Origin of the sequence: Streptomyces canus, from assembly GCF_030816965.1 — a bacterium.
GTDB classification, from domain to species: Bacteria; Actinomycetota; Actinomycetes; order Streptomycetales; family Streptomycetaceae; genus Streptomyces; species Streptomyces canus_E.
This window is the reverse complement of record NZ_JAUSYQ010000002.1, coordinates 8980301-9004006: the sequence shown is the minus strand read 5'-3', so window position 1 is coordinate 9004006 and position 23706 is coordinate 8980301. Positions and strand designations below refer to the sequence as shown.

Here is a 23706-nt window from a genome sequence, read left to right as displayed (position 1 = left end):
GTAGAGGGGATACCAAGCGGTCGGTAACCTGCACGCCATGACTACTGCCGTCCTGGAACCGCGCGCCGGCCGCCGCTGTCACAACCCGCTCAACTCCCTGCACGCCACGCACTACTTCTCTCCCGACCTGGGCAGGGAGCTGGCCGCGATCGGCGTCACGCACCCGAGGGCCGTCAACTTCGCGGTGCGGGCCGCGGCACTGGGGCCGGTCGGAGCGGGGGCGGTGACGGCCGCGTTCTACAACTACAAGCACGAGCTGGTGGCCGAGCACGTGCCCGCGGTGTGGCGGACCGCCGCGCCCGAACAGGTGCTGGCGGCACGCGTGCGTGCCGTCGACACGACCCTGCGCCGCCTGCTGGGTGAGGAGGCCGTGGCATCCGCCGAGATGGCCGAGGCCGCGCGGCTCGCCCTGCGTGCCACCGAGGCCTGCTCGCGCGTCGCGCGCCCGCTGTACTCCGCGCACGCCGATCTGCCGGTGCCCCAGGAGCCCCACCTGGCGTTCTGGCACGCCGCGACACTGCTGCGTGAGCACCGGGGCGACGGCCATCTCGCCGCCCTGATGTCCTCGGGGCTCGACGGCCTGGAAGCCCTGGTGACCCACACCGCGACGGGCAGGGGCATGACGCCGTCCTGGGTGTCCACCACGCGTGGCTGGACCCGGCAGGAGTGGGACGCGGCCGTCGGACGGCTCCGGGAGCGCGGGCTGCTGGACGCCGACGGCGAGCTGACGGAGCGGGGTGTGGCCCTGCGGGAGGAGATCGAGGCCGAGACCGACCGGCTGGACCGGGCCCCGTACGAGCACCTGGGGGCCGAGGACGTGCGGCGGCTGACGGAGCTCGCGATCGGGTTCGCGCGTGCCGCGATGGCCGCGGGGGCCTATCCCGCGGACCTGATCGGCAAGCGCTGAGCCATGACGGCCCAAGTCTCAGCATCGAAGATTGCCGGGCCGTCACGGAGGTACCCGTTCTTCTCCCGGTCGTGGTGGCCGGGAGAGGAAAGGGGATGCACATGTTCCGCGCGATCGCAGACGTACTGCGCCAGATCGGTGGCGCCATCGCCACCGTGGTGACGCTGCCGTTCCGGGCGCTGGCCCGGCTCTTCGGCGGTGCGTCCAGCTCCACGAGGAGCCGCAGGGCCTGATGACCGCGGTCGGATGACCGCGCCCTGATCCCCGACTGTCGGTGCCGCCTGCCACAATTGCCGCGCAACCTCAGTGAGAAGGCGGTACGGGATCGTGACGACACCCGGGTCCAGCGGGTCCACCAATGCAGGGTCGATCGAAAGCAGGATCGCCGAGGAACTCGGCGTACGGGAGCGGCAGGTCAAGGCTGCCGTGGAACTGCTCGACGGCGGTTCCACGGTTCCCTTCATCGCCCGCTACCGCAAGGAAGCGACCGAGATGCTCGACGACGCGCAGCTGCGCACGCTCGAGGAACGGTTGCGGTATCTGCGGGAGCTGGAGGAGCGGCGGACCGCGATCCTCGACTCGGTACGCGAGCAGGGCAAGCTCACCGAGGAGCTGGAGGCGCGGATCCGGGGCGCGGAGACCAAGGCGCGCCTCGAGGACATCTACCTGCCGTTCAAGCCGAAGCGCCGCACCAAGGCGCAGATCGCGCGCGAGGCCGGCCTCGAGCCGCTCGCCGAGGGCCTGCTCGGGAACCCGGGCATCGCTCCGCTCGCCGCGGCCGCCGCGTTCGTGGACGCCGACAAGGGTGTGCCCGACGCGCAGGCCGCGCTCGACGGCGCCCGCGCGATCCTGACCGAGCGCTTCTCGGAGGACGCCGACCTGATCGGCGAACTCCGCGAGCGCATGTGGGTGCGCGGCCGTCTGGCTGCCAAGGTGCGCGAGGGCAAGGAGGAGGCGGGCGCCAAGTTCGCCGACTACTTCGACTTCTCCCAGCCCTTCACCGACCTGCCCTCGCACCGGATCCTGGCGATGCTGCGCGGCGAGAAGGAGGAGGTCCTCGATCTCGTCCTGGAGCCGGAGGAGGCCACGGAGGGGCCTTCGTCCTACGAGGGCATCGTGGCCCACAGGTTCGGGATCGCCGACCGCGGCCGTCCCGGCGACAAGTGGCTGACGGACACGGTCCGCTGGGCCTGGCGGACCCGCATCCTCGTGCACCTCGGCATCGACCTCAGACTGCGGCTGCGTACGGCCGCCGAGGACGAGGCGGTCAACGTGTTCGCGGCCAACCTCCGCGACCTGCTGCTCGCCGCCCCGGCCGGCACGCGCGCGACGCTGGGCCTGGACCCCGGATTCCGTACGGGTGTGAAGGTCGCCGTGGTCGACGCGACCGGCAAGGTGGTCGCCACCGACGTCATCCACCCGCATGTCCCGGCCAACCGGTGGGACGAGGCGATCGCCAAGCTGGCCCGGCTGGCCAAGGAGCACGCGGTCGAGCTCGTCGCGATCGGCAACGGCACGGCGTCCCGCGAGACCGACAAGCTCGCCGGTGAACTGATCACCAAGCACCCGGAGCTGAAGCTCACCAAGGTGATGGTGTCCGAGGCGGGCGCCTCGGTGTACTCGGCGTCCGCGTTCGCCTCGCAGGAGCTGCCGGACATGGACGTGTCGCTGCGCGGCGCGGTCTCCATCGCGCGCCGGCTCCAGGACCCGCTGGCCGAGCTGGTGAAGATCGACCCGAAGTCGATCGGCGTCGGCCAGTACCAGCACGACCTGTCCGAGGTGAAGCTGTCGCGTTCGCTGGACGCGGTGGTGGAGGACTGTGTGAACGGCGTGGGGGTCGACGTGAACACCGCGTCCGCCCCGCTGCTCGCCCGGGTCTCCGGAATCACCTCCGGGCTCGCCGAGAACATCGTGTCGCACCGGGACGCCAATGGTCCTTTCAAGGCGCGCACCGAGCTGAAGAAGGTGGCCCGGCTGGGTCCCAAGGCGTACGAGCAGTGCGCGGGCTTCCTGCGGATCCGCGGCGGCGACGACCCGCTGGACTCCTCCAGCGTGCACCCCGAGGCGTACCCGGTGGTGCGGCGCATGGTGAAGACCGCGGGGCAGGAGGTCGGTTCCCTCATCGGCAACACGGGTGTGCTGCGCTCGCTCCGGCCGCAGGACTACGTGGACGAGACGTTCGGTCTGCCCACCGTGACCGACATCCTCAAGGAACTGGAGAAGCCGGGGCGTGACCCTCGGCCCGCCTTCAAGACCGCCACCTTCAAGGAGGGCGTCGAGAAGATCTCCGACCTTGTCTCCGGGATGGTGCTGGAGGGCGTGGTCACCAATGTGGCGGCCTTCGGGGCGTTCATCGACGTCGGTGTCCATCAGGACGGTCTGGCGCATGTCTCCGCGCTGTCGAAGACGTTCGTCAAGGATCCGCGAGATGTGGTGAAGCCCGGTGACATCGTCAAGGTGAAGGTGCTGGAGGTCGACATCCCGCGCAAGCGGATCTCCTTGACGCTGCGGCTGGATGACGAGGCGCAGGCGAAGCCGTCCGGTGGGGAGCGCCGTCAGCCGCAGCGGGGTGGGCGGCCGCCTCAGCAGCGGCAGCAACCGCAGCGGCAGGCGCCTGCTCCGGCCAACAGTGCGATGGCCGATGCTCTGCGCAAGGCCGGGCTGCTCGAATCCAAGAAAAAGGGGCGGTAGCGGTTGCGGGGAACTGCCGGCCGATTGTGGCTGGCCGCGCCCACGCGGCGGAGCCGCATATCGATACAGCCCCGCGCCCCTAGCGGGTTTCCGTCACCTTGCCCGATGAGACCTCCAGGCGGCGGGTCACGTGGACCGCGTCCAGCATTCGGCGGTCATGGGTGACCAGCAGCAGGGTGCCCTCGTAGGCGTCCAGCGCCGACTCCAGCTGTTCGATGGCCGGCAGGTCCAGGTGGTTCGTCGGCTCGTCCAGGACCAGGAGGTTGACGCCCCTGCCCTGGAGCAACGCCAGGGCCGCCCTCGTACGTTCGCCGGGCGACAGCGTCGCCGCCGAGCGCAGGACGTGGTCGGACTTCAGGCCGAACTTGGCCAGCAGGGTGCGGACCTCCGCCGGTTCCGTGTCGGGGACCGCCGCGCCGAAGGCGTCCAGCAGGGCCTCCTCGCCGTGGAAGAGCTTGCGGGCCTGGTCGACCTCGCCGATCAGGACGCCGGAGCCCAGGGAGGACTGGCCGGCGGTCAGCGGCACCCGGCCCAGCAGGGCGCCGAGCAACGTCGACTTGCCGGCGCCGTTCGCGCCGGTGACCGCCACCCGGTCCGCCCAGTCGATCTGGAGGGACACCGGGCCGAGGACGAAGTCGCCGTGGCGGACCTCGGCGTCCCGCAGCGTCGCGACGACCGCGCCCGAGCGCGGGGCCGACGCGATCTCCATCCGCAGGTCCCATTCCTTGCGCGGCTCGTCGACGGCGTCGAGGCGTTCGATCATCCGCTGGGTCTGGCGGGCCTTCGCGGCCTGCTTCTCGCTGGCCTCGCTGCGGAACTTACGGCCGATCTTGTCGTTGTCGTTGTTCGCCTTGCGGCGCGCGTTCTTCACGCCCTTGTCCATCCACGAGCGCTGCATCTGCGCCCGGTCCTGGAGGGCGGCCCGCTTGTCGGCGTACTCCTCGTAGTCGTCCCGGGCGTGCCGGCGGGCCACCTCCCGTTCCTCCAGGTAGGCCTCGTAGCCGCCGCCGTAGAGGGTGATCTGCTGCTGGGCCAGGTCGAGTTCGAGGACCTTGGTGACGGTGCGGGTGAGGAACTCGCGGTCGTGGCTGACCACCACCGTGCCGGCGCGCAGGCCCTTCACGAACCGCTCGAGGCGCTCCAGGCCGTCCAGGTCGAGGTCGTTGGTCGGCTCGTCGAGGAGGAAGACGTCGTAGCGGGAGAGCAGGAGGGAGGCGAGGCCTGCTCGTGCCGCCTGGCCGCCCGACAGGGACGTCATCGGCTGGTCCAGATCGACCGCGAGGCCCAGCGCACCGGCGACCTCCTCGGCGCGTTCGTCGAGGTCGGCGCCGCCGAGGTCCAGCCAGCGCTCCAGGCTGGTGGCGTACGCGTCGTCCGCTCCCGGCGCCCCCTCGACCAGGGCCTGGGTCGCCTCGTCCATCACGCGCTGGGCCTCGGCGACTCCGGTACGGCGGGCGAGGAACTCCCGCACGGTCTCGCCCGGGCGCCGCTCGGGCTCCTGCGGGAGGTGCCCCACGGACGCCGTAGGCGGGGAGAGCCTGAGCTCCCCCTCCTCCGGCGCGACCAGGCCCGCGAGCATCCTGAGCAGCGTGGACTTGCCCGCGCCGTTGGCCCCGACCAGGCCGATCACATCTCCGGGCGCGACGACGAGGTCGAGCCCGCTGAACAGGGAACGGTCGCCGTGGCCGGCGGCGAGGTTCTTGGCGACAAGGGTGGCAGTCATCAGACCGCCGATCCTAATGGCCGCGGCGGATGCCCGACGCTTCGCTTCTCAGCGGGCCATCGCCTCCACCAGGACGCTTCCCGAGGTCCGCGCCACCAGGAACGCTTCTCCCTTCACCGCCTTGGCGTCCAGGGCGATACGGTGCCGGCCCGCTTCCAGGACGCCGTCGAAGACCTCGTGAGCGTGCGTGCGGTACAGCCGGTCGAGGCGGTACGCCGTCAGGCGCACCCGGCACGGTGAGGTGACCTCGACGGCCGCCTCGCCGTCGGCGGCGACCAGGCGGGCCAAGCGGCGCCGTTCGACGGGGCTGCGGTCCAGGGCGTGCTCTATCTGGGCCACGAGCAGCGGGACGATCGGGGCGAGGCCGTCGACGTAGGTCACGTCGACGCCCGCGCGGTCGAAGGAGGCGCGTACGGCGGTACGTTCCTCCTCGGTGACCGGGCGGCCGAAGGCGACCGCGCCGTACCCGCGCAGTTCGTCGGCGTGGACGGCGCCCACCTCACGGGTGATGTCGGCGCCGATGCCGATGGTGCGCAGGGCGGCGGCCAGTTTGGCGAGGAGGGCCACGCGGGCGCCGATGAGCAGGACGCGGCGGCGGGCGCCCCCCGGGCCGGCGCCTTGGAGCAGGGAGTCGAGCGCCGCGCGGTACTCGGCGCCCTGGAAGCGGAACGGCCCGATGCCGTGATAGCCGTTGCGCCGGAGGTCCACGGCCTCCTCGGTCTGCCAGGCGAAGTCCCGCCAGATGAAGTCGTCGCCGTCCCGCTCGATGACCGCGGTGACGGCTCCGCAGGCGAGGTCCTCGCACTCGGGGCAGCCGTAGATGACGTGACGACCACTCGGAAGCGGAGCGTCCGTCTCGCCCAGGAAGCTGCGGACCTGGGCGGTGAAGATCGCGGGTGGGACGTCGGAGGCGAGTGGGGAGACGGCATCGAGGTCGGAGAGCTGGAAGAGGAGCGGGCGGCCGTCGACGATGAAGTCCACGAAGTCCCGGTGTATCTCGAAGTCACCGTTGGCGAGGACTCCACCGGCACGCATCGCCGGTGCCAGGCCGAAGGTCGCGTATGCGGCAGACATGGTGTGAGTATTCCCGGCTTGAGGCCGGTCTGAGCACGGCATGCGTCATTCCGCTCACGCCGGGCGGCGCGGTCGCTCGACGTGCACCTCGGCGTGCACGAGGAGTTGGCGGCGTGGCCCGGCGTCAACGGCGTACGCCTGGTCGAAGAGGGACAGGTCGCAGGGGGTGTGCCGTCGCGCGCGGAGGACTCAGCTGTGGTCGTGGCCCAGCGGGTCGCCCTCCGTCTCGGTGCCGGGGCCCGGACCGATCTGGATCCCGAAGTCGCCGTCGTACTTCCTGTGGCCCTCGATCACGGCGAGTTCGACGGCCTCGGAGCCCATCTCGCCGCGCACGATCAACGGGTCCCGGCGCAGGTCGCGCATGAGGGCGACGCACATGCCGATCATCACGAGCACGAAGGGCGCGGCGGCCAGGATCGTGAGATTCTGCAGGCCGGTGAGCGCGTCGCCCTGACCGCTGCCGACGAGCAGCATGATGGCGGCGACCGCGCCGGTGACCACACCCCAGAACACCACGACGAATCGGCCGGGTTCGAGGGCGCCCCGCTGGGAGAGCGTGCCCATCACGATGGACGCGGCGTCGGCTCCCGAGACGAAGAAGATGCCCACCAGGATCATCACGAGCAGGCTGGTGGCGGTGGCGATGGGAAACTCCTGGAGCACACCGAAGAGTTGACCCTCCGGAGTCGACTCACCGCCGAGCGCGCCGCCCTCCTTCAGCTTCATGGCCGTACCGCCGAAGATCGCGAACCAGACCAGGCTGACCGTGCTCGGCACGAGGATGACACCGCCGACGAACTGCCGGATGGTGCGGCCGCGGCTGATGCGGGCGATGAACATGCCGACGAAGGGCGTCCAGGAGATCCACCAGGCCCAGTAGAAGACGGTCCAGCTGCCGAGCCAGTCCGCGACGCCCTTGCCGCCGCTGGCCTCGGTACGTCCGGCGAGCTGGGGCAGGTCGCCGAGGTAGGAGAAGACCGAGGTGGGCAGCAGGTCGAGCACGATGATCGTGGGTCCGGCGATGAACACGAAGACCGCGAGGATCAGGGCGAGCACCATGTTGGTGTTGGACAGCCATTGGATGCCCCGCTCGATGCCGGAGACGGCCGAGAGCACGAAGGCCAGGGTCAGCACGGCGATGATCGTGACGAGCAGACCGGTGCTGACGTCGTCCATCCAGTCCAACTCCTGGAAGCCGGAGCCGATCTGGAGGGCGCCGAGACCGAGAGAGGCCGCGGAGCCGAAGACGGTGGCGATGATCGCGAGGATGTCGATCACCCGGCCCACGCCGCCGTTGGCGTGCTTCTCCCCGATGAGCGGGGTGAAGACGGCGCTGATGGTCTGGCGCCTGCGCTTGCGGAAGGTGCTGTAGGCGATGCCGAGACCGACCACCGCGTAGATCGCCCAGGGGTGCAGGGTCCAGTGGAAGAGGGTGGTGGCCATCGCCGTCTCCATGCGTTCACCGGAGTTGGCGGGACTCGTACCCGGAGGCGGGGTCGTGTAGTGCGAGAGCGGCTCGCTGACGCCGTAGAACATCAGGCCGATGCCCATGCCGGCGCTGAACATCATCGCGACCCACGACACCGTCTTGAACTCGGGCTCCTCGCCCTCGGCGCCCAGGTGGATACGGCCGTAGCGGCTCATCGCGAGCCACAGGGCGAACACCACGAAACACGAGGCGGCCAGCATGAAGGCCCAGCCGCCGTTGTGGATCAGCCCGTTGAGCATGGAGGTGGAGACGTCCTCCAATGAGTCCGTCGCCGCCCAGCCCCAGATCACGAAGGCCAGGGTGATGGCGGCGGTGACTCCGAACACCACCCGGTCGGTCTGGTGGCCGAGAGTCCCCGCGGGGTCTCCCCGGCCACCTCTCTTCTTCAGGTCTTCAGTCATCTGCGGCACCTTCCCCTGGGGCGGTGGATACGCCGGCTTTCACACAGTTCCCCAGGACCTACCACAGGTGCCGCAGAACTCGACCGATTCAGCAGCCGCTGTCGGGCTCCCCGGCCGTGAGGTGATACGGGGCGCGTTCGTCGAGAAGCAGCGGGACGAGGGCGCGCAGGGGTTGGCGAACCGGGACGTAGGTGCCCTTCGTCCGCACTCCGTGCAGGGCGAGTTCGTCCTTCCACTCCAGGTACTGGGCGTCGGTGAGCCGGTAGCCGCAGGGCGGGTCCTGGATCACCTCGGCCGGTTCGGGCGGGTCGTTGTCGGCGCCGCCGAGGTGGACGGGGCCCGTGGAGGGCTTGTGGCGGGCCTCGGTGGTGGCCTTCTCGACTTGCCGGCGACGCTCGTCGGCGAAATCGAACAGGCCCTTCAGTGCAGCCAGTTGGGAGTTCACCCGGCGTCGGTTGTTGCTCGCCTCGGCCGTGTCCGTCAGGGGCTCGACCCGGCTCTCGATCAGCAGGCCGATCGCGTGCTTGACGCCCGACATGTTGCGCAGGATGCGTTCCTGGCCGTCGCCGGCGACCTGCTTGATGGGGTCGCCGGTGACCGGGTCGGTCCAGATGCCGTAGGTGCCGGTCGTGTGGCCGGCCTTTTCAGCGGCCGGACGTACGTACGCCTGGGACAGGGTCTCGGCCTCGTCGTGGACGGCCTGGTCGGTGTTGAGGTTGCGGGGCCAGAGGTCGAAGAGGTCCTTGTCGTAGTACGGCGGTGTGGCGGAGTACTCGTGCAGGTCGTAGATCACGTCCGGTTGCCGGTCGCGGACGACCTTCGCCATGGCGCGGGCCTCGGCGGTGGCGAGGGCGAGGTGGTCGCGGTTGATGTCGACGCCGTCACTGTTGCCACGGGTGTCGGCGGCCCGGCCGTCGGGGTTGGCGGTGGGCACGACCAGCACGGTGGTGCGCTCGAGGAAACGCCGGGTGCCGGCGTCCTTCGCGTACGCCAGGTCGCGGACCGTGGTGAGACAGCCCTCGCGCCCGGACGGCTCGTCGCCGTGCTGGCTGCACACGAGGAGGACCTTGTCGGTGGCGTGACGGGCGCCGACCTGGACGAGGTGAAGAGGGCGGCCCTGTTTCGTCGTACCGATGCGGCTGAGGGAGACCCGGCTGCTCGCCCGGTCGACCTCGGTGAGGAAGCCCCGCTCCTCGGACTCGCTCGTCCAGCGGGCGCCGTTCGACTGTTCGAAGCCGGTGCGGGGTGGGGCCTCGGTGGCTTCGGCGGGAATCGCGACCAGGGAGGCGACCAGGGCCGCCGTGCTCACGGTGACGGTTCGGATCGTCATCCTCCCTCCGGGACGCGGTGGGTGGTACGCGGGGCCCGGACTCCGTCAAGGGCCCCTGCCGTCTCCGGTACGGCGGTCTCGGCGCCCTTCGTGGCACGGGCGAAGGCGGCGGCGCCGCCGACCAGCGGGACGCGGGCCGAGGTGCGGGACAGGTCGATCGTGAGGGTGGGCTTGGTGGACGGCGGGTCGATGAGGTCCTTGTCGGTGCCCGCGACGATCAGGGCGAGGCGGTGGCCCGCCGGGACGACGTGGTCCGTGGCACCGAGGTCCAGGGTGATGGTGTACGCCTTGCCCGGGGTGAGCGGGACGCCCTTTCCGGAGTCGGCGTAATTGCCGAGGTCGGCCCAGCCACGGCTGACGACCGTGTGGTCGACGGCGGTGGTCTTCGCCTGCGTCTCCTTGAAGCAGGCGCTGTCGCCGGATGTGCTGAGACCCCAGCAGGTGCGGTTGGTGAGGGTGGTGATGCCTTCGCCCGCGGCCGCGTAGTCGCGGATGGTGTCGGGGCCGAGATCCACGAGTACGGCGGAGAGGTGGGCCGTGGTGGTGGTCGGGCTCGCCGTCACGGTGACCTTGGAGGAGCCGGACAGGCGGAGGCCCTTGGTGAGGGTTCCGGTGGTGAAGCCCGCCTTGTCGGGGGTCGACGTGTCGATCCGGGCGGCCCAGTCGGTCTCGCTCAGCGCGGGGTCGTCGGTGAAGGTCTCGGTGCCCTTGGCCTTGGTCAGGCCGAGGGTGCCGACGCCGGCTTGGGAACCCTTCGCGGGGCGCAGGGTCGTGGCGGCCGTACCGCGCGGGGGCCAGGACTTCGAGGTGGCCCACTGGTCGGGGTGGCGTTCGATGGCGGCCATGGGTTCGCGGTCGATGCCGTTGTCGTATCCGAGGAGTTCGTGATCGAACCAGCGGTGCAGGGTGTCGACCCATGGCGCGCGGCGGAAGTCGAAGGGGTCGACGTGGCCGGTCTGGGAGAGCCAGATCTTGCGCTCGACGCCGTTCTTCGCGAGGGCGTCCCACCACGGACCGAGGTGCTGGAGGCGGACGTTGAGATCCTGCATGCCGTGGATCGCGAAGACGCTGGCCTTGACCTTGCGGGCGTCCTTCACGTAATCGCGCTCGGTCCACAGCGGCGTCCGGTCGCCGGTGCGGGGCGCCTGGTCGACGAGCTTCTGCTGGACGGCGGCGCACTTGGCGCGGGCGTCGGGGCTGTCGACGTAGTCGGAGAGCCAGTCGGGGCCGGAGTCGTAGAGCGGGGCGCCCTGGGAGAAGTAGTAGTCGTACCAGGTGGAGATGGCGCTGATCGGGACGATGGTCTTCAGGCCCTCGACCCCGGTGGCGGCGACGCCGTTGGCGATGGTGCCGTCCCAGCTCTTGCCGATCATGCCGGTCCTGCCGTTGGTCCAGGTGGCCTTGGCCTTCGCTGTGCCCGTGCGACTGGTGTAGGCGGTGGCTCGGCCGTTCAGCCAGTCGACCACCGCCTTGGCGGACTGGATGTCGGAGCGGCCGCCGACGTCCACACAGCCGTCGGAGCGGTTGGTGCCGGCGAGGTCGACACCGACGAAGGCGTAGCCGCGGGGCACGAAGTAGTTGTCGTAGAACAGCGGCATCTGGACGACGTCGCCCTGGGCGTCGTACGTCTTCAGCTGGCTCTCGTTGCCGCGTCCGCAGCAGGAGTAGTAGGGGCTGGCGTCCATGATGACCGGAACCTTGCGACCCTGCTGGGCGGGTTCGCGGGGCCGGACGATGTCGACGGCGACGCGGTCGCTCTTTCCGTCGCCGTCGCCGTCGAGCCGGGTGTCCACCCAGACGGCCTCGCGGACGGCGTTGCCGTACGAGTAGACCGGTCGGCTCTCTCGTGGGGCCGTCCGCGCCTGTGCTTGTGCGGTCGCGGGCGCGAGGAAGGTCGCCAGCAGGGCGGCGGTGGCCGCGGCTGCTGTCGCGAGCGGTCTCCAGATCATGAAGCGCGTGCGTATCGACATGCGCGGACGGTACAGCGGTCAACTCCCCTGCAAAAGAGCGCACCTTGAGACCATGACGGCCGAATGGCGATCGTGTGACACGGGTGGCGATGGACACCTCCAGCTCACAGGTGGTGAATAGGCTGCGGACAGACTTCGTGCCCCTACGACTTGGAGCTTTCGTGCACCGCAGACTCATCGCACCGGGCGCACTCGCGACGGCCTCCCTGATGCTGGCGATCCCGGCGTCGGCAGCGGGCTTCTCCCCTGGCGCACCGGGCATCGGCGACCCCTACTACCCGGCCTACGGCAACGGCGGATACGACGTCTCCCACTACGACCTGCGGCTGAAGTACCAGCCGGCCACGGACGAGTTGGAGGGTACGGCGACTCTTCTCGCGCGCACCACGCAGGATCTGTCCCGCTTCGATCTGGACTTTCTGCTCGACGTGAGCGAGGTGCGGGTCAACGGCGCCAAAGCGTCGTTCACGACCTCCGGCGAGCACGAGCTGGAGATCACGCCCAAGTCGCCACTGGTCAAGGGCACTTCCGTGACCGTGGTGGTCCGGTACAGCGGGGTGCCGTCGTCGAAGCAGGCGTACGGCTTCACCAGCTGGCACCGCACCCCCGACGGCGGGGTCGGGGCGAACGAGCCCGAGGCGGCCTGGTGGTGGTTCCCGAGCAACGACCACCCGCTCGACAAGGCCACCTACGACGTGTCGGTCCTGGTGCCGGACGGCAGCCAGGCCATCTCCAACGGGACGCTCCAGTCGACGAGTTCACGCCTCGGCTGGACGCGCTACAGCTGGCGCTCCGACAAGCCGCAGGCCACCTATCTCGCGACCCTGGCCGTCGGGAAGTTCGACGTCACGACCGGGACGACCGACGGTGGGATTCCGGTCGTCAACGCCTACAGCAAGGACCTCGGGGCCAACTACGGCGCGGCCCGGGCCAGTGTCGAGCGGACCGGGGAGATCGCCGACTGGCTGAGCGGGTACTTCGGGCCGTATCCCTTCGACGCACTCGGCGGATATGTGCCGAACACCACCACCGGGTACGCGCTGGAGACGCAGACCCGGCCGTTCTACAGCCCGCGGCAGTTCGCGAACGGATCCAACACCTCCGTGGTCGTGCACGAGTTGGCCCACCAGTGGTACGGCGACCTCGTGTCCGTGCGTGGATGGAAGGACATCTGGGTCAACGAGGGCTTCGCCCGGTACGCGCAGTGGCTGTGGTCCGAGCACGAGGGCGAGGGGACGGCGCAGGAGCTCGCCGACTACGTGTACGCCTCGCATCCGGCCGACGACGCGTTCTGGACGGTGAAGCCGGGTGATCCCGGGCCGGAGAACCAGTTCGACATCGCCGTCTACGACCGGGGTGCGCTGGCCCTGCAGGCGCTGCGGAACGAGATCGGGGACGAGGCCTTCTTCGCCGTGCTGAAGGGCTGGCCGCAGAAGTACGCGTACGGCAACGCCTCCGTCGCCGACTTCCAGAGGTACGCCGAGGAGGTGTCCGGGCAGCCGCTGGCGGCGCTGTTCGACACGTGGCTGTTCCAGCCGTCGAAGCCGGGTGCACCGGCGGCGCGGAGCGCGTCGATCGCGAAGGCGGCGGAGGCCGCGGACGCCTCCGTACAGCCGAAGTCGTGGAAGAAGATCGCGGCGACGAACGACGTGCACGAGCACGGGCACGGCGAGTAGGGCCTGGGCGTTGCCTGGGGGCGGTCCTATCCTTCGACCCCCGTCGAGGTGTGGGCCGCCCCGACCGGCTTGGACTCCGGCGAGCCGCGCTGTCTGAGGTAGACGGACAGGATGGCCATGGAGGCCACCGCGAGGAGCTCGGACTGCCAGTTCTGAAGGGTGCGGCTCCAGAAGTCCGCGGACCCTATATAACTGCCCCAGCTCGTGGGGGCCTGGAGCCGGCGGAGCTGTTCCTCGTTGTAGGCGGCGACGCCGCTGATCGACTGGGCCAGCCAGGACAGGACGAAGATGGTGCCCATGACCAGTCCGAGGGAGTGGGAGTAGAGCGCCTGGCGCAGTCCGCCGGCACCGGCCCATCGGGGGGAGTTCCGGTGGGCGTACTGTCCGACCTGCTGATCCTGGTCGGACTCCCGTCCTGCCTTGTGCATCTTCTTCGACTCGGGAGAGCCCCTTTGAAGGAGCCAGACGGTCGCGGTGATGTAGAGGAAGAACTGCAGATACTCCGACTGCCAGTTCTCCGTCACGTCGACGGCGAAGTCGGAGGACATGAGGTATTCGCCGAACCCGACCTGGGCGAGTCCTTCTGTGGTGAGCTGGTTGTTGAACTCCGCGTAGCCCGCGATCGCCTGTCCGGCGAGGGCCAGCAGGAATCCGATGCCGAAGGCCAGGCCGAGGCCGTTGTCGCGCAGGAAGCCGCGGGTGCGTGTGGTCATCGGTGCATCAGCCCCATGACGGTGAAGTAGACGAGGCCGCTGAGGACGACGACCAGACAGAGCGTGAACATGGTCCGCATACGCCGTCAGCCTCCCTGGAGCGTGCACTGGTACGGCCGGCCCGGGCGGGGTGTGCAGCCTGCGGCGACGACTTTCCAGCCGTCGGGGAAGAGGGAGAGGAAGAGGGTGTCCGTGTCCAGGACGATGCGGGCCTGTCTGCCGTAGAGGTCCACGCGGTGGGTGGTGCCGCCGACGGGGATCTTCTGGGAGGCGATCGTCTTTTCGCAGCTCGCTTCCTCGGACTCCTCCAGTTCGCTGCGGGTTTCCGGTGCGAGCGCCTCGCAGAGGCCGTTCGGGTCGTCGGCGCGCAGCAGCCGCTCGAAACCGGCGGCCGCGCTCTCGGCGTCCGAACGGCGTTCTCCGACGCTTCCGCAGCCCGCGAGGGCCGGTCCGAACAGGACCAGGAGTGTCAGCGTGCCGATCCGGAGCGCGTTTCTCACGCGGACCGGGTACCCGATTCCTCCCGATTCAAGGAACCGGCCACGCGGGCGAGAAGTGCGTCCCTGGTGATCGCGTCCGTCTCCGTCGACGGCACGGTGCAGGCGTGGGCGCCGGCCACCGCGCCGTACAGGGCGCAGCGGTGCGGGGGCTCGCCGGTCAGGCGGCCGAAGAGGAAGGCGGCGGCGAAGGCGTCCCCGACGCCGTTGGAGTCGATCACGGGGGCGGGGGGTGTGACCGGCGGGATGTGGGTCAGCTCGTCGTCGGTGAGGAGGTACGCGCCCTCGGCGCCCGCGGTGGCGACGACCACTTCGGCACGGCCGCGCGCGGCGATGTCGCGCAGGGTGTGCTCGGGGTCGGTGAGGGCGGCCGCGGACAGGAAGACCACGTCGGCGGCGAGGGCGAACGGCTCGTGGTACGGGTTCTCGCCGTCCCAGTCGTGGAGGTCGGTGGAGAGGGTGGCCCCGGTGTCGCGGAGGAGGGGAAGTGCGTGGGCGCAGGGGTGGGTGATCGAGACGTGGACATGGCGGCTCGCCTCGGCGAGGGGCCTCAGGGTGTCCGGCGGGATGCGGTCGTCGGGGTGGGCGCGGCTGGTGTCGTACAGGGACAGGCGTCGGCCGTCGGGGCCGACGAGGTTGACCGCCCGCTTGGTCCCGGCGGGCTGGGGTACGGCGGTGAGGGCGATGCCGCGGTCGCGGTGGAGGGCGCGGACGAGGTCGCCCTCGGGGTCGTCGCCGAGGAAGTCGAGGTGGTGGGTGTTCAGTCCGAGGGCGCCGAGGCCCACGGCGACGAAGTCCCCGGTCTGTCCGGCGCGGGCGCGGATACCGGAGTCGATCATGTAACTGTCGGCGTAGGGCAGGGGCAGCGCGGGAACGTACACGATGGTGTCCACCCCGGCCCCGCCGAGCACGAGCACGTCGATGTCCCGGCTCATCTCAGCCCTCCCCGTGGTCGTAGACGGTGACGGCGACACCCCGCTTCACCAGCCGCTCGTTGATCAGCGGCTCCACGCGGGACCACTTTCCGCCGGCCAGTCCGCACCCTATCCGTGGCATGTGCACGGAGGCGCCGAGTTCCACGGCCTTGTCGGCCAGCCGCCAAAGGGACTGGTCGATCGCCTCGTATCGGACCGGGACGCCCTTGCTGCCGCGCCGTATCCCCCGCTGTCCGACCATGTTGGCCACCCAGACATACCGCTCGACCTGCACGAACTGCACGGCGCCCAGCCCGAAGTCGTTCGCCGCGCGCCCCCGGTGCCAGGCGCGGTAGGCGGCCTCCGGCTCGGGCCACCTGCGCGACACCGCGACGACGAAACCCTTGCCCCAGCCCCCGAGGTCATTGCAGACGTGCGCGATCAGCTTGGTGCCCTTCACCGACGGAGCGGTGGCGTCGCCTCGGATGTATGTGATCTCCCCCATGACGCCACCGTAGAGGGCGCCACTGACAAGGGGGCCTCGTCAGTCCGTGAGGTCGGTCAGTTCGCGGTCCGTCGTCCGTTCGACCCTGCGGCGGATGCCGAACCAGCCGCCCACCAGGAGTGCCGCGATCGCCGGGATCAGCAGGAGCGTCCTGCGGCCGACCTCGGGGTCGTTCCACATCATGCCCAGGCAGGCCAGGAGGAAGGCGATCGTGGTGATCTCCGTGGCCGGGCTGAACGCCAGGCGGAAAGAGGGGCGGGTGACCAGGCCCGCGCGGGCACGGCGGACGAAGACCAGGTGACAGATCATGATGATCACCCAGGTGCTGATGACGCCGAGGGAGGCGACGTTCAGCACGATCTCGAAGGCCTGGCTCGGCACGAGGTAGTTCAGGCCGACGCCGAGGACGCAGACCGCGCAGGTGAGCAGGATGCCGCCGTAGGGGACCTGGCTGCGGTTCATGCGGGCCGTGAACTTCGGGGCCGAGCCCGCCGTCGCCATGGAGCGCAGGATGCGGCCGGTGGAGTACAGGCCGGAGTTCAGCGAGGACATCGCCGCGGTCAGGACCACCAGGTTCATCACGTCACCGGCAGCCGGGAGCCCGATCTTCGACAGGACCGTGACGAAAGGGCTCTCGTCGGCCGAGTAGACCGAACCCGGCAGGAGCAGGGCCAGGAGGACGACCGAGCCGACGTAGAACAGGCCCACCCGCCACATGATCGAGTTCACCGCGCGCGGGACCACCTTCTCCGGTTCCGCCGTCTCCCCCGCCGCGACCCCGACCAGCTCCAGCGCGGCGTAGGCGAAGATCACGCCCTGCATGACGAGGACGACCGGCATCGCGCCGTGCGGGAGGACGCCGCCGTTGTCGGTGATGACACTCGGGCCTGGTGTCCCGTCGCCCACCTCGTGCCGGGTGGCCAGCAGGAAGATGCCGATCAACATGAACCCGACGAGCGTGGCGACCTTGATGATCGCGAACCAGAACTCCATCTCGCCGAAGATCTTCACCGAGATCAGGTTCACGGCGAGGACCACGGCCAGCGCGATCAGGGCCAGCGTCCACTGGGGGACGTCGGTGAACAGGCTCCAGTAGTGCGTGTAGAGCGCGATCGCGGTGATGTCGGCGATGCCGGTCGTCGACCAGTTCAGGAAGTACATCCAGCCGGCGACGTAGGCCCCCTTCTCGCCGAGGAACTCGCGCGCGTACGACACGAAGGACCCCGAGGAGGGGCGGTAGAGGACCAGCTCGCCCAGGGCACGGACGACGAAGAAGGCGAAGACGCCGCAGACCAGGTAGGCCAGCGCCAGCGCCGGGCCCGCGGTGTGGAGGCGTCCTCCGGCGCCCAGGAAGAGGCCGGTGCCGATCGCGCCGCCGATGGCGATCATGTTGACGTGGCGGGCCTTGAGGTCCTTGCTGTAGCCGGCGTCGCCCGCGTCGGCGGGCACCCGGGCCACGTCGGTGCGGGCGGCGGCCTGTGCCGATTGCACGGCGTCCTTGCTCACAGGTGGTTCCACTCTCTGGTGCGCCCCGGCAGGTCTCGCTCGGGTTTCCGGACGTGCGTCGGCCTGTACCGCTTCGGTGAAGGGCACAGGCCGAGGGCTCGCCTTCCCGGGAAGGCGCCCCGCACACGGTGGCGGACGTCACAGAGGCAGACGTCTGTTGTCGGGAGGGGTGTCACAGCAACAGGTGTCACAGCAATGGTGAGACAGCGATACTGCTCCACATGACGACCGACACCTCAACCGACGCCGAGGAGCCGACCCTCACCGTCGACGAGCTGGCCGCGCGGGCGGGGGTCACGGTCCGCACGGTGCGTTTCTACGGCACGCGAGGGCTGCTGCCGCCGCCGGTGATCGGTCCGCGCCGGGTCGGTCACTACGGCCGCGAGCACCTCGCCCGCCTCGCGCTGATCGAGGAGCTCCAGCACCAGGGCATGACCCTGGCGGCGATCGAACGCTACATGCAGCAGCTGCCGGCCGACCTGAGCCCCCACGACCTCGCGATCCACCGGGCGGTGGTGGCCTCCTGGGCCCCGGACGCCGTGGAGGTGGTGACGCGCGAGGAGCTCCGGCGGCGGGCGGGACGGGAGCTGAGCGACGACGACCTGGAACGGCTCGCCGCGATGGACGTCGTACGGCGGGACGGCGACGGGTACCGCGTCGACCTGGGCCTGCTCCGGCTCGGTGTCGGACTGCTCGACGTCCCGCTGTCGCTGGAGGCGATCCTGGCCTCGCGCAAGGTGCTCATCGAGCACTCCCGGGCCGCCGCGCACGAGTTGTCGCAGCTGTTCCGGAGCGAGGTGGCCCAACGCGACGCACAGGACGTGAAGTCACTGTCCGCCCACATGGAACCCCTCGTCGTGCAGGCCCTGTTGACGACCTTTCAGCGGTCGCTCAAGGAGGAACTGCGGGAGTGGACGTCAGAGGTGGGCAAAGGCTCCTGACACGTTGCGGATCGGGCCGGTACGGGCGCGCGGACTTCGGCTACGGCCGCAGCGGTACGTCGACGAGCAGCGGCCCGGTGAGGTCGCTCGCTCCGGCCACCAGTTCCTTCAGGTGGTCGGCGCTGTCGGCCCGGATCGCGTCGACGCCGAAGAAGCGGGCGGCCTGGGTGAAGTCGAGGGGGCCCAGTTCGGTGCCGGGGCAGGTGCCTTGGATGCCCATCGCCCGGTAGGTGTCCTGGAGCGTGCGGTAGACGCCGTTGTTCATCACGACGAACAGGACGGGGGTGTTCTGGTGGGCCGCGCTCCACAGGCCCTGGAGGCCGAAGAGGGTGCCGCCGTCGCCCAGGACGGCGACGACGGGGCGGTTCGGTTCGGCGAGGGAGCGGCCCACGGCGGCGCCGACGCCCCAGCCGAGGCCGCCACCGACGGTGTGGGTGTAGCTGCCGGGGTTCTCCAGTCGTACGTGCCTGCGGAGCAGGAGGCCGACGGTGATGGCCTCCTCGACGACCACGGCGTCCGGTGGCAGACCGCTCGCCACGGCGTGGGCCGCGGCCCGGGGAGCCAGTGGGGCCGGGGAGTAGGCGGCGCGGGCCGCGGACTCGGCGCGCTCGCGTTCGGTGGCGTGGTGTTCGCCGGCGCGGAGGATGCGGGCCTTCGCGGTGGGTTCGGGTACGCGGTCGCGGAGCAGGTCCGCCAGGCGGTGCAGGGAGGGGGCGAGGGCGCCGACGAGGCCCGTGTCGGCGGGGAAGTTGCGGCCGATCTCGTCCGGGTCGGAGTCGAGTTGGAGGACGGTGACGCCGGGGGGCAGGGCGGGGCCCGGTGTGTAGTGGTGGGGGGTGAAGGCGTGGGCGCCGGCGATCAGGACGGTGTCGTAGGGGGCGAGGGCCGCGCGGACCGCGTCGTGGCGGGGTGGGAGCATGCCCGCATACAGGGGGTGTGTGGTGGGGAAGTCGAGGGCGTCCGCCATGGGCTGGTGGTGGACCACGGCTCCGCAGGCCTCCGCCGTGCGGACGAGTGCGCCGAGGGCGTCCTCGCGGGCCACTGCGTCGCCGGCGACGATCACCGGGCGGGCGGCCGATCCCAGGAGGGCTGCTGCTCGTTCGATGCCGGGGGCCGGGCCGAGCGGGGGTGTGGGGGTGCGGGGTGGGACCTCCAGTTCCACGTCCTCCTGGAGGAGGTCCATGGGAAGGGAGAGGAACACCGGTCCTGCGGGCGGGCGTTGCGCGAGGGCGAAGGCCCGGCGCAGGGCCAGGGGGAGGTCCCGGGCGTGCTGGATGTCGTACGTCGCCTTCACGGCGGGGGTTGCGAGGCCGATCAGGTCGCCGGAGAGCATGGGGTCCTGCTGGAGGTGGCGGCGGTCCTGTTGGCCTACTGTGACGACGAGGGGGGTGCGGGAGCGGCGGGCGTTGAGGAGGCCGATGAGACCGTTGGCGAGGCCGGCCGCGATGTGGAGGCTGACGAAGGCGGGGCGGCGGGTGGCTCTGGCATAGCCGTCGGCCATGGCCACGACCGAGCCTTCGTGGACGCCGAGGACGTACTCGGGGGCGTTCTCTGTCTGCGCGAGTGCGGCCAGGAAGGGGAGTTCGGTGGTGCCCGGGTTGCCGAAGACGCGGTCCACGCCCTCGTCGCGGAGGATGTCCAGGACGGCGAGGGCGGGGCGGTGACCCATGGGGGCTCCTCGTGGCGGGAGTGAAGGTGCGACCGGCTCGCAAGCCAGCGTCGGGGAGCCCGGGGGTGCGGGGCAAGGGGCGGATCAGCCGTACGGTTCACTTCGGCCGGAGGGACTCGTCCCGCACCTCCCGGGCGGGCTGAGACCTGCGGGCCTGTGCCTGGAGACGCGGTGGGACGGGCTGCGCCGCCCGCCCCCCTGCCGCCGGGCGAGCCGCACTCGCCCACCCGGCGTTCATGGCATGGGTGTCACCGGTCCCCGAAGCGCTCCCCGTTCTCCGCCTTCTCGACCAGCAGCGCCGGCGGCGTGAACCGCTCTCCGTACCGCTCCGCCAGTTCACGGGCGCGGGCCACGAAGCCCGGGAGGCCGCCCTCGTAGCCGTTGATGTACTGCAGGACTCCGCCCGTCCAACCGGGGAAGCCGATGCCGAAGATGGAGCCGATGTTGGCGTCGGCGACCGAGGTCAGCACTCCCTCCTCCAGGAGTTTGACCGTGTCCAGGGCCTCGGAGAAGAGCATGCGCTCCTGCATGTCCCTGAAGGGGATCTCCGAACCCGCGCGCGTGAAGTGTTCCCGCAGGCCCGGCCACAGGGAGGTGCGCCTGCCGTCGTCGCCGTAGTCGTAGAAGCCGCCGCCCCCGCTGCGGCCCGTGCGGCCGAACTCGTCGACCATGCGGTCGATGACCGCCTCCGCGGGGTGGGGTGTCCAGGTTCCGCCCGACTCCTCCACCGCCTGCCTCGTCTCCTTGCGGATCTTGCGCGGGAGCGTGAGCGTCAGCTCGTCCATCAGCGACAGGACCTTCGCCGGGTAGCCCGCCTGTGCCGCCGCCTGCTCGATCGACGCGGGTTCGATGCCCTCGCCGACCATGGCCACGCCCTCGTTGAGGAAGTGGCCGATGACGCGGGAGGTGAAGAAGCCGCGGGAGTCGTTCACGACGATCGGCGTCTTCTTGATCTGCCGGACCAGGTCGAAGGCACGTGCCAGCGCCTCCTCGCCCGTCCTCTCCCCCTTGATGATCTCGACCAGCGGCATCTTGTCGACCGGGGAGAAGAAGTGCAGGCCGATGAAGTCCGTCTGGCGCTCCACGCCCTCGGCCAGCGCGGTGATCGGCAGGGTCGAGGTGTTGGAGCAGAGCAGAGCGTCCGGCTCGACGATGTGCTGGATCTCCTGGAAGACCTTGTGCTTCAGCGCCGAGTCCTCGAAGACGGCCTCGATGACCGCGTCGCAGCCGGCCACGTCCTGTGGGTCCGCCGTCGCAGTGATGCGGGCCAGGAGCGCGTCCGCCTTCTCCTGGGTCGTCCGGCCGCGGGAGACCGCCTTCGCGCAGAGCTTCTCCGAGTAGGCCTTGCCCTTGGCCGCCGCCTGCGGGGTCACGTCCTTCAGGACCACGTCGATGCCCGCGCGGGCGCACGAGTACGCGATGCCCGCGCCCATCATCCCGGCGCCGAGTACGGCCACCTTGCGGACCTGCCGGGGGGCCACGCCCTTGGGGCGGTTGGCGCCGGAGTTCACCGCCTGGAGGTCGAAGAAGAACGCCTGGATCATGTTCTTGGAGGTCTGACCGGCGGCCAGCTCGACGAAGTAGCGCGCCTCGATGACCTGTGCCGTCTCGAAGTCGACCTGGGCGCCTTCCACCGCTGCTGCGAGGATGTTGCGCGGGGCCGGGTAGGGCGCGCCGTTGGTCTGCTTGCGGAGGGTCGCCGGGAAGGCGGGGAGGTTCGCCGCGAACTTCGGGTTCGCGGGCGTGCCGCCGGGGATGCGGTAGCCCGGCTTGTCCCAGGGCTGCTGGGACTCGGGGTTGGCGTCGATGAAGGCGCGGGCCTTGGCCAGGAGTTCGTCCTGTGTGATGGCCACGTCGTCGACCAGGCCGTTCTGGAGGGCGCGCTGCAGGGCGTACTGGGTGCCCTGGAGCAGGACCTTCAGGAGGGCGTCGGCGATGCCCAGGAGACGGACCGTGCGGACGACTCCCCCGCCTCCGGGGAGCAGGCCGAGGGTGACCTCGGGGCAGCCGATCTTGGAGCCGGGTGCGTCGAGGGCGATGCGGTGGTGGCAGGCGAGGGCGATCTCGTAACCGCCGCCCAGGGCCGCGCCGTTGATCGCGGCGACGACCGGCTTGCCCAGGGTCTCGATGCGGCGCAGGTTGCGCTTGATCGCGAGCCCGCCGTCGAAGAGTTCCTGCGCGGTCCCGGGCGTGACCCGGATGAGGTCGCGCAGGTCGCCGCCCGCGAAGAAGGTCTTCTTGGCGGAGGTGATGATGACGCCGCGGACGGTGTCCTTCTCCGCCTCCAGGCGGTCGGTGATCACCGCGAGGGAGTCGCGGAATGCCTGGTTCATCGTGTTCGCGGACTGGTCGGGGTCGTCGAGGACGAGGGTGACGACGCCGGTGCGGTCCTGTTCCCAGCGGATGGTCGTGGACTGAGTGCTCATGTGGAAGTGCTCCGTGTGATCCGTCGTATCCGTGGGAGGGGGTCAGATGCGCTCGACGATGGTGGCGATGCCCATGCCGCCGCCCACACAGAGCGTCGCGAGGCCGTACCGCTTGTCCTGGCGCTCCAGTTCGTCGATCAGGCTGCCCAGGATCATGGCGCCGGTGGCACCGAGCGGGTGGCCGAGCGCGATCGCGCCGCCGTTGACGTTGACCTTGTCCAGCGACAGGCCCATGTCCCGCACGAAGCGCAGGACGACCGCCGCGAAGGCCTCGTTGATCTCGACGAGGTCGATGTCGTCGATGGTCAGTCCGGCCTTGGCGAGTGCCTTGCGGGTGGCGGGCGCGGGGCCGGTGAGCATGATGGTGGGTTCCGAACCGGAGACCGCCGCGGACACGATGCGCGCGCGGGGGGTGAGGCCGTAGCGTTCGCCGACCTCCTGGGAGCCGATCGCGACCAGCGAGGCCCCGTCCACGATGCCGGAGGAGTTGCCTGCGTGGTGGACGTGGTCGATCTTCTCGACCCAGTGGTACTTCTGCAGGGCCACGGCGTCGAAGCCGCCGAGGTCGCCGATGTCCGCGAAGGACGGCTTGAGCTTGCCGAGGGAGTCGGCGGTCGTGCCCGGTCGCAGGTGCTCGTCGTGATCGAGGACGGTCAGGCCTGCGCGGTCCTTCACCGGGACGACGGACCGGTCGAAGCGGCCCTCTTTCCAGGCCGTGGCCGCGCGCTCCTGCGAGAGGGCCGCGTACTCGTCGACGTCACGGCGGGAGAATCCCTCGATCGTGGCGATCAGGTCGGCGCCGATGCCTTGCGGCACGAAGTTGACGGCCAGGTTGGTCATCGGATCGTTGAACCAGGCGCCGCCGTCGGAGGCCATCGGCACCCGGGACATCGACTCGACGCCGCCCGCGAGGACCAGGTCCTCCCAGCCCGAACGCACCTTGGCGGCCGCCATGTTGACGGCCTCCAGGCCCGAGGCACAGAAGCGGTTCTCCTGTACGCCCGCGACCGTGTCCGGGAGCCCGGCGGCGACGGCGGCGATCCGGGCGATGTCGGAGCCCTGGTCGCCGACCGGGCCGACGACGCCGAGCACGATGTCGTCGACCGCGGCCGGGTCCAGGTCCGGAAAGCGGGCGCGGATCTCGTGGATGAGTCCGACGACCAGGTCGATGGGCTTGGTGCCGTGCAGGGCGCCGTTCGCCTTGCCGCGGCCGCGCGGGGTGCGGATCGCGTCGTACACGTACGCTTCGGTGCTCACGGGAAGCCTTTCGGAGA

At 70.4% G+C, this 23706-nt stretch carries 18 protein-coding genes; 5 read left to right on the top strand and 13 right to left on the bottom strand.

The window, feature by feature from the left end:
* The first annotated feature begins 37 nt into the window (after positions 1–37).
* The 3 genes from QF027_RS41985 (at position 38) to QF027_RS41975 (ending at position 3598) form a co-directional block, all read left to right on the top strand.
* Positions 38–907: an SCO6745 family protein gene (locus QF027_RS41985; RefSeq protein WP_307080649.1), complete on the top strand. Its 870-nt coding sequence runs from the start codon at positions 38–40 to the stop codon at positions 905–907.
* Between the two features lie 101 nt (positions 908–1008).
* Positions 1009–1140 carry an LPFR motif small protein gene (locus QF027_RS41980; protein WP_252100478.1) on the top strand — a complete coding sequence of 44 codons (132 nt, stop codon included), beginning with the start codon at positions 1009–1011 and terminating at the stop codon, positions 1138–1140.
* A gap of 94 nt (positions 1141–1234) precedes the next feature.
* Positions 1235–3598: a Tex family protein gene (locus tag QF027_RS41975; protein ID WP_307080646.1), complete on the top strand. Its 2364-nt coding sequence runs from the start codon at positions 1235–1237 to the stop codon at positions 3596–3598.
* A 79-nt stretch (positions 3599–3677) separates the two neighbouring features.
* Here QF027_RS41975 and QF027_RS41970 read toward each other — a convergent pair whose 3' ends face one another.
* The 5 genes from QF027_RS41970 to QF027_RS41950 all read right to left on the bottom strand — a co-directional run bounded on the left by QF027_RS41970 (position 3678) and on the right by QF027_RS41950 (position 11585).
* Complete coding sequence (locus QF027_RS41970; protein WP_306973777.1) at positions 3678–5321, bottom strand: ABC-F family ATP-binding cassette domain-containing protein; 1644 nt, start codon at positions 5319–5321, stop codon at positions 3678–3680.
* A gap of 48 nt (positions 5322–5369) precedes the next feature.
* Positions 5370–6395 (bottom strand): oxidoreductase, encoded by a 1026-nt coding sequence (locus tag QF027_RS41965; RefSeq protein ID WP_307080644.1) that lies wholly within the window; start codon positions 6393–6395, stop codon positions 5370–5372.
* A gap of 189 nt (positions 6396–6584) precedes the next feature.
* On the bottom strand, positions 6585–8285 hold the full coding sequence (locus QF027_RS41960) for a BCCT family transporter (protein ID WP_306973781.1): 1701 nt from the start codon (positions 8283–8285) through the stop codon (positions 6585–6587).
* Between the two features lie 88 nt (positions 8286–8373).
* On the bottom strand, positions 8374–9615 hold the full coding sequence (locus tag QF027_RS41955; RefSeq protein ID WP_307080642.1) for a M14 family metallopeptidase: 1242 nt from the start codon (positions 9613–9615) through the stop codon (positions 8374–8376).
* Positions 9612–11585 (bottom strand): Xaa-Pro dipeptidyl-peptidase, encoded by a 1974-nt coding sequence (locus QF027_RS41950; RefSeq protein ID WP_307080639.1) that lies wholly within the window; start codon positions 11583–11585, stop codon positions 9612–9614. Before QF027_RS41950 ends, QF027_RS41955 begins: the two co-directional genes overlap by 4 nt.
* 161 nt (positions 11586–11746) lie before the next feature.
* Between QF027_RS41950 and QF027_RS41945 the strand changes: the two genes are divergently transcribed.
* Positions 11747–13261, top strand: a complete 1515-nt coding sequence (locus tag QF027_RS41945; protein ID WP_306973787.1) for a M1 family metallopeptidase — start codon at positions 11747–11749, stop codon at positions 13259–13261.
* Between the two features lie 26 nt (positions 13262–13287).
* Here the strand turns inward: QF027_RS41945 and QF027_RS41940 are convergent, their stop codons facing one another.
* The 5 genes from QF027_RS41940 to QF027_RS41920 all read right to left on the bottom strand — a co-directional run bounded on the left by QF027_RS41940 (position 13288) and on the right by QF027_RS41920 (position 17396).
* Positions 13288–13974 carry a DUF6766 family protein gene (locus tag QF027_RS41940; protein ID WP_307080637.1) on the bottom strand — a complete coding sequence of 229 codons (687 nt, stop codon included), beginning with the start codon at positions 13972–13974 and terminating at the stop codon, positions 13288–13290.
* Positions 13975–14060: 86 nt separating this feature from the next.
* On the bottom strand, positions 14061–14474 hold the full coding sequence (locus QF027_RS41935; RefSeq protein ID WP_307080635.1) for a hypothetical protein: 414 nt from the start codon (positions 14472–14474) through the stop codon (positions 14061–14063).
* A complete protein-coding gene (locus QF027_RS41930; RefSeq protein ID WP_307080634.1) occupies positions 14471–15406 on the bottom strand; it encodes an adenosine kinase in 936 nt (311 codons plus the stop codon). The genes QF027_RS41935 and QF027_RS41930 overlap by 4 nt, the downstream gene beginning before the upstream one ends.
* A gap of 1 nt (position 15407) precedes the next feature.
* The gene (locus tag QF027_RS41925; RefSeq protein WP_307080633.1) at positions 15408–15890 is read right to left on the bottom strand and encodes a macro domain-containing protein; all 483 of its coding nucleotides are present in this window, start codon (positions 15888–15890) and stop codon (positions 15408–15410) included.
* Positions 15891–15929: 39 nt separating this feature from the next.
* Entirely contained in the window at positions 15930–17396 is a 1467-nt protein-coding gene (locus QF027_RS41920; protein WP_307080632.1) for an amino acid permease, read from the bottom strand.
* A 221-nt stretch (positions 17397–17617) separates the two neighbouring features.
* On the opposite strand from QF027_RS41920, the gene QF027_RS41915 reads away from it, so the two are divergent.
* The gene (locus tag QF027_RS41915) at positions 17618–18337 is read left to right on the top strand and encodes a MerR family transcriptional regulator (RefSeq protein ID WP_307080631.1); all 720 of its coding nucleotides are present in this window, start codon (positions 17618–17620) and stop codon (positions 18335–18337) included.
* A 40-nt stretch (positions 18338–18377) separates the two neighbouring features.
* Here the strand turns inward: QF027_RS41915 and QF027_RS41910 are convergent, their stop codons facing one another.
* The 3 genes from QF027_RS41910 to QF027_RS41900 form a co-directional block, all read right to left on the bottom strand.
* Positions 18378–20006 carry a thiamine pyrophosphate-binding protein gene (locus QF027_RS41910; protein ID WP_307080630.1) on the bottom strand — a complete coding sequence of 543 codons (1629 nt, stop codon included), beginning with the start codon at positions 20004–20006 and terminating at the stop codon, positions 18378–18380.
* A gap of 248 nt (positions 20007–20254) precedes the next feature.
* Positions 20255–22432, bottom strand: a complete 2178-nt coding sequence (locus tag QF027_RS41905; RefSeq protein WP_307080629.1) for a 3-hydroxyacyl-CoA dehydrogenase NAD-binding domain-containing protein — start codon at positions 22430–22432, stop codon at positions 20255–20257.
* 42 nt (positions 22433–22474) lie between these two features.
* Positions 22475–23689, bottom strand: a complete 1215-nt coding sequence (locus tag QF027_RS41900) for an acetyl-CoA C-acetyltransferase (RefSeq protein ID WP_057610171.1) — start codon at positions 23687–23689, stop codon at positions 22475–22477.
* Between the last annotated feature and the right edge of the window lie 17 nt (positions 23690–23706).